This is a genomic window from Arthrobacter gandavensis (assembly GCF_015355785.1).
Taxonomy (GTDB): Bacteria; Actinomycetota; Actinomycetes; order Actinomycetales; family Micrococcaceae; genus Arthrobacter_B; species Arthrobacter_B gandavensis_A.
In genome coordinates, this window is the sequence record NZ_JADKYW010000005.1 from 389,390 (window position 1) to 396,072 (window position 6,683).

General features: G+C 65.9%; 4 protein-coding genes. 3 read left to right on the forward strand and 1 reads right to left on the reverse strand.

The window, feature by feature from the left end:
- The first annotated feature begins 15 nt into the window (after positions 1-15).
- A complete protein-coding gene (locus ITX31_RS06855) occupies positions 16-1,242 on the forward strand; it encodes a class I SAM-dependent methyltransferase (protein ID WP_194782720.1) in 1,227 nt (408 codons plus the stop codon).
- Here the strand turns inward: ITX31_RS06855 and ITX31_RS06860 are convergent.
- Positions 1,239-2,051, reverse strand: a complete 813-nt coding sequence (locus tag ITX31_RS06860) for a shikimate 5-dehydrogenase (protein WP_194782721.1) — start codon at positions 2,049-2,051, stop codon at positions 1,239-1,241. The genes ITX31_RS06855 and ITX31_RS06860 overlap by 4 nt on opposite strands.
- A 268-nt stretch (positions 2,052-2,319) precedes the next feature.
- Here ITX31_RS06860 and ITX31_RS06865 point away from each other — a divergent pair, with 268 nt between their 5' ends.
- The gene (locus tag ITX31_RS06865) at positions 2,320-3,468 is read left to right on the forward strand and encodes a glutamate--cysteine ligase (RefSeq protein WP_194782722.1); all 1,149 of its coding nucleotides are present in this window, start codon (positions 2,320-2,322) and stop codon (positions 3,466-3,468) included.
- A 1,015-nt stretch (positions 3,469-4,483) separates the two neighbouring features.
- Positions 4,484-6,358: an HNH endonuclease gene (locus ITX31_RS06870; protein WP_194782723.1), complete on the forward strand. Its 1,875-nt coding sequence runs from the start codon at positions 4,484-4,486 to the stop codon at positions 6,356-6,358.
- Positions 6,359-6,683: the final 325 nt, after the last annotated feature.

Consider the following 6,683-nt stretch of genomic DNA (forward strand, 5'->3'; position numbering starts at 1 on the left):
ACTAGGCTTGTATCCATGCCCGACACTTCCCTTGCCCACGTCCTGACCCCCGAAGGCTGGGCCCTGCTCAACTCGCTCGGCCCGTACCTTGAGTCCGAGTCCCTGAAGCTGAACACCGACCTGCGCAAGGCCGGGCACTCCCCCGAGCTCGTCGCTGCCGTCCTCACCCAGGCCAAGCTGCGGATGAAAGCCCGCGCAAAGTTCGGGCCGTTCGCCGAGCACATGCTCTTCACCCCTGCCGGGCTCGAGCAGGCCACCCGCCTGAACGTGGCGGCCCTGCATGCCCAGCGCTACCAGGAGGCAGGGCTGGAAAAGGTTGCCGACCTGGGTTGCGGCATCGGCGCGGACTCGCTGGCGCTGGCCACGCTGGACCGGCAGGTCACCGCCGTCGAGCTCGATGAGATTACCGCAGCCGTGGCGACGATCAACCTGATGCCGTGGCCCGAGGCGAAAGTGGTGCAGGGGGATGCGGAGTCCTTTGACCTGACCGGGTTCGACGCCGTGTGGCTGGATCCGGCGCGGCGGACGACGTCGACGTCGGGCACCTCCCGCATCTTCGACCCGGAGGCCTTCTCGCCTCCGCTATCCTTCGTGGAATCCCTGGCCGAGCGGGGCATGCCGGTTGGCGTGAAGCTCGGGCCGGGCATCCCGCATGAGTCGATTCCGGCGGGGTGCGAAGTCCAGTGGGTTTCCGTCGGCGGCGACGTCACCGAGGCCACGCTGTGGTTCAACGAGCTGCGCCGTCCGGGTATCCGCCGGGCAGCACTGGTGATTGGATCTGCCGGTGCGGCTGAGCTGACCTCGCACGAGGACTATGTTCCAGGCGCACAGGACGTTCGGACCGGCCCGGCTGAAGGCTATCTTTATGAGCCCGACGGCGCGGTGATCCGCGCGGGCCTGGTCGCCGACGTCGCGCGTTCCCTGGGCGGGCACCTGCTCGACCCGCAGATCGCCTACATCGCCGCTCCGGATCTGATGGAGACGCCGTTTGCCCGTGCCTACCGGATCCTGGAGGTCCGCCCCTACAACGTCAAGGCGCTGAAAGCCTGGGTCCGTGCCAACGGCATCGGGGTTCTGGACATCAAGAAGCGGGGCATGGCCGTTACGCCCGAAGAGCTGCGCAAGCAGCTGCTCACCGGATCGGGCAAGGGCCCGAACAAGGCCACCCTGGTCCTCACCCGGATTGGCGAGGACCGTGTGGCCATTGTCGTCGAGCCGGTGCCTTCTGCGGTGGACGGTTAACTGCGCGAGAACTCACTGGCTTCGCGCACCTGCCCCGGTGTGGGACGGACCCCGGTATAGAGGACGAACTGTTCCTCTGCCTGGATCGCGATGACTTCGGCGCCGGTGATGACCTTTTTGCCCGCAGCCCGGGCGGTACGGATCAGCGGCGTTTCCGAGGGAAGCGCGACGACGTCGAACACCGTCTGTGCGGCCGCAATGGTTTCGCTGCCGTAGGACTGGACGTCTTCATCGGCCCCTGCCATGCCCAGCGGCGTGACGTTGATAATCAGGTCAGCGGTTGCTTCACCGGGCTCAGGGGTCCAGGCGAATCCGTACAGGTCGGACAGTGCCCGTCCGGTGCCTTCGTTGCGGGCCACGATGGTGACGTCGCCGAATCCTGCGTCGCGCAGAGCTGCCGCGACGGCCTTTGCCATTCCTCCGGATCCGCGCAGCAGCACCGAGCTGGATGGCGGGACCTCGTGGTCTGCCAGCAGCCGCGCGATGGCGAGGTAATCGGTGTTATAGGCGGTGAGAACGCCGTCGTCGTTCACGATGGTGTTAACGGAGTCGATGGCGGCTGCGGAGGGATCCATCCGGTCCACCAGCGCGATCACCTCTTCCTTGTACGGCATGGAGACTGCTGCGCCGCGGATGGGCAGGCCCCGAATGCCGGCCACTGCCTGGGCTAGGTCTGCCGGAGCGAAAGCTTTGTAGATGAAGTTCAGTCCCAGCTGTTCATAGAGGTAGTTGTGGAACCGGGTGCCGATATTGCTCGGGCGGGCGGCGAGGGAGATGCACAGTGTCATGTCTTTGTTCAGGATCGGCATTGGTCCATTATCGCGTGCGGTTACCTGTCTGCGGAGAGCGTTACGGTACGAAGTCGGCGGCTGCGACGGAGTCGGCGGGACCCGGCCGAAGCGGGTGGTGCGCATGGAGCGCAAGCCGCGCGGCGCCGTCGGATCCCCGCTTCCGGGCGGGGCATTCGACGGTGGAGCCGCAGTTGCCGGGGCGGGGCTAGGATTGAAGCGGGTTCTCAAACGCAAGGGTGCGGAACCGAAATGATCCATAAGGTACGCACACAGCAGGAGAGATGTATTGAAGATTGAGTTTGCCTCCTCGGCGCAGTCTACGCTCGGAGTCGAATGGGAATTGGCGCTGGTCGACCGGGAGACCGGTGACCTGGTTTCGGTTGCCGACGAAGTCCTGCGTGGAGTCAATGAGGAAGACCCTTCGCTGAGTGCGGACGAGGAGCACCCCCATATCAAGCAGGAGCTGCTTGAGAACACTGTCGAGCTCGTTACCGGTATCTGCACTACCGTGGCCGAGGCCAAGGCCGACCTGGCCCGGTCCATGGATGCCGTCCGCCGGGTAACGGACCGGATGAATGTTGAGCTTTTCTGCGCCGGCACCCACCCGTTTGCTGCTCCCCGTTCCCAGCCTGTCACTGACAAAGAGCGGTATGCCAAGCTCATTGACCGCACGCAGTGGTGGGGCCAGCAGATGCTGATCTACGGCGTTCACGTCCATGTAGGCCTGGATTCGAGGGACAAGGTCCTTCCGGTTCTGGATGGTCTGGTCAATTACTTTCCGCACTTCCAGGCGCTTTCTGCATCCTCTCCGTTCTGGTCCGGGGAAGACACCGGTTACGCCTCCCAGCGTGCCCTGATGTTCCAGCAGCTTCCTACTGCCGGCCTGCCCTTCCAGTTCCGTTCCTGGGACGAGTACGAGTCCTACGTGCAGGACATGTTCACCACGGGTGTCATCGATTCAATCAGTGAGATCCGGTGGGATATCCGTCCGGTTCCTGCGTTGGGAACAATCGAAATGCGTGTTTGCGATGGACTGGCTACCGCTACCGATATTGGTGCCATTGCCGCGTTGACCCAGTGCCTGGTCGACGAGTTCTCCACCATTCTGGAGAACGGCGGAACCATTCCCACCATGCCTCCGTGGCATGTTCAGGAGAACAAGTGGCGTGCTGCGCGCTACGGTCTGGATGCGATCATCATTCTCGATGCTGCCGGCAACGAAAAACTGGTTACTGAGCATCTGCTTGAAGATGTGCTTCCACGGCTGGCTCCTGTTGCCGAGAAGCTTGGCTGTAGTGCTGAACTTGCCGATGTTGCCGGCATCATTGAGCGCGGTGCGGGCTATCAGCGTCAGCGCCGGGTTGCCGAAGCCAATGGCGGTGACCTGCGCGCAGTGGTGCACGACGGCGTCGCTCAGCTGCGCGGCGAGGGCTAGCTTCAACTTCGGCCACGCACGCAACCTCCGTGGGAGTGATACCGAACCTTCCGGGTACGGCCTGGTGCCCGCATTCTTAGGCGTTGCGGTCCGTGACGTTGCGGTCCGTGACGTTGCGGTCCGTGACTTGAGTCGGGCAGGTCGGGACTGGGCAGGGTTGGGTTGGGCACAGCTGGGACTGGGCTTGCACCTGGCTGGTGCCGGGCTGGGCTTGCGCCTGGCTGGCGCCTGCTGGCGGGACCCAAGCCGGGGCCGGGACGCGCGGGGCGGGCTTGCGCCTGGCTGGCGCCTGCTGGCGGGACCCAAGCCGGGGCCGGGACGCGCGGGGCGGGCTTGCGCCCGGCTGGCAGACGCGGTTCTTCCCCTTCTGATAGGGCCTGTAAGCGCGGAGCCCGGACGTTTCAAAGCAGGTAATTCACCGGTAATCCGCTGGTCTGAAAATGGCCGATTTTGCCCTCGGAATGTCAGTGGCAGCTGAGAGCCTTGGGGTATGAACGGTTCCTCGGACACCCCGTCTTCCCGGTCAGCTGACCGGGAAGAGCAGGGTGCGACCGGTGCGGAACCAAGACGAGATTCTGTCGGTTCCGTTTCCACGCCCGGTTCCGGACAATCGGCTGGTACCGGATGCCCCGGCAGCTCCGGCGGTCCCGGCGGTCCCGGCAGCGCGCGCGGTGTGGGAGACCCAGGCAGCCCCGGCAGGGCGGGCGGTGCCAGAGATCCAGGTGGTCCGGGCGGTGCGGGAGACCCAGGTGGTCCGGGCGGTGCGGGAGACCCAGGTGGTCCGGACGGAGCGGGAGACCCAGGTGGCCCGGGCGGAGCGGGAGACCAAGGTGGCCCAGGTGGTCCGGGCAGCAGGAACTCGTCAGAGCCAAATCGCGGTGCCGCGGTCCCCTCGGATGCTGTCTTCCGTGCTAATCCCGGTCAGGCAGACATTGTCGATGCGGAGCCGCTGCCTCAGGGATTCGCTGGGCAGCTCTCCCTCCGCGGCCCGGAAACCCTCGGATACGAGGAGACCGTGTCCGCGCTGCAGCGCCTGGGCATGCTCATCTCCTGGGCCCAGGCTCAGCAGGCCCGGGTCGCTGCCCGGCTGGAAGTGCTCTTCGCCAGGGACATTGCCGAGGCCTCCGGCGGGCGGGAAGAACCCGCCCTGGCCATGAGCCTCGCCGCCGCTGAAGCCTCCACCGCACTGAACATCCCGCACATGAGCGCGATGCAGCTCATCAGCGAATCCACCCGGCTGTGCTCTGAGACCCCGGAGACTCTGGCCCGGCTGTCCGAGGGGAAGATCGCTCTGCAGCACGCCCGCATCATTCTGGACGAAACCCACAACCTGCCCGCCGATCTCCTCGAGGAAACAGCACCCGGCAATGGTTCCGGTGACACAGGTCCAGAGCGCGCCGGCCCACCGGCTGATGGGGACTCAGGCCAGCTGGACCTCGGCCTGAACACCCCGGATGCGCAGGACAGCGCAAACGGGCCCGGCACGCAGGACCCACCCGGTGCGCCGGAAGGGACAGGACACGGAACCGAACCCGGAAGTGACGCGTCCGGTGCCGATCACGGGTCCGGTGCCGTGCTCACCGTGCGGGGCGCGTTCGAACGCGACCTGCTTGCTGCGGCGGAGGGCAGGACCGCTGCCGGGTTCGGACGCCGTGCCCGCAGGCTGCGTGAAACCCGTTTTCCTGACCTGATTCCTGTCCGGCACCGGCAGGCCAAGGACAAACGACGTGTGAGCTTCCAGCCCCTGCCCGATGGCATGTCCTGCCTCAGCGCGGTCATCGCCGCCGAGAAAGGACAAGCCATGTTCGCTGCCCTGACCAGTGCGGCGAAAGCCAGCAAACACGCCGGGGATCCCCGCACCCTGGACCAGCTCCGCGCGGACACCCTCACCGAACTGCTCCTCGAAGGCGATCCAGCAGCTGAGAGTCCTCCCGGTGCAGGTGGCTTCATATCAGGAACAGGCTCTCCGGCTTTCAGGGCCGCCCAGGAAACTTTGACCGGCACTGGTACGGATACCAGTCCCGGCATCATCTCCAGCCCTGGGACTGGCTCCGGCCACGGGCCCTACCCCGGCACCGACTCCTACCCCGGTCACGCGCCCTACCCCGGCTCCGGCTCGGATTCCAGCACCGCCCCTGGTCCTCATGCTGACGCCGATTCCCGCGCTGACTCGGGTTCCCGATCCGGCTCCGTCCAGGCAGGCCCCACGGAGGCACCCGTTGCCCCGCGGCGGAGCCCCGGCCAGGAAGCCACGCATCCCCACCGGAACAGGAACCAAAACACGAACCAGAACCAGAACCGCTCCCGGGTTCGTACCGAGGTCATGGTCCTGATCAACGCGGACACCCTGGCCGGACTGGACGAAAACCCGGCAGAACTCAACGGCTACGGACCCATCAGCGCCGACACCGCACGCACCATGATCCTCAACGCCCTGCACTGGACACCCCTGCTCCAGAACCCCGCCACCGGGGAAATCCTCACCGTCGGACGAACACGACGCATCCCGGCCGGACTCAAACGCTGGCTCCAGGCCCGGGACGGAACCTGCCGGTTCCCCGGCTGCTCCGTGAACGTCACGCACACGGAGATCGACCACACCACCCCGTACTCACGCGGGGGTCCCACAGACCACGCGAACCTGGAACACCTCTGTCCCAAACACCACCGGTTCAAAACCCTGGGCCACTGGAAGGCCCGCCAGCCAGAACCTGGAACCATCGAATGGAACTCACCTGCCGGCCGCACCTACGCAACGGACCCGGCACTGGACTACCTGCCAACCCCACCAAAGCCCGGAACCCCGCAACCGCGGCAGCATGGACCCGGAACCCCGCAACCGCCCGGTAGAAGCACCCAGAAGCCGGACGACGATCCCCCACCGTTCTAAAGGGAGCCCAAAGTGCGCCCGGGCTACGCCACCCCGGCTGGGCCACTGTCAACCGGGGCATCTGAAGGGCCGCAGCCTCTTCCGGCTTCCTCTTCCCCCGAGCCTAGGGACGGGGGTTCAGGGGGCAGAGGGTCCAGGGTATGAAAGACGCGCGGTCAAGAGTTCACGGGCCAAGACCGCAGGCCTAAGGACCCAAAGAGCCGAGTGGGTAAGCGGGCGAGGGCCAAGGGCAAAGGGCCAAGAGTTTAGGGCCGCAGGCTTCTGTGCCAGGGTCACCGATTCAAGGGTCGCAGGGCCAAGGCCTGCAGGACGGGCCCCAAGGACC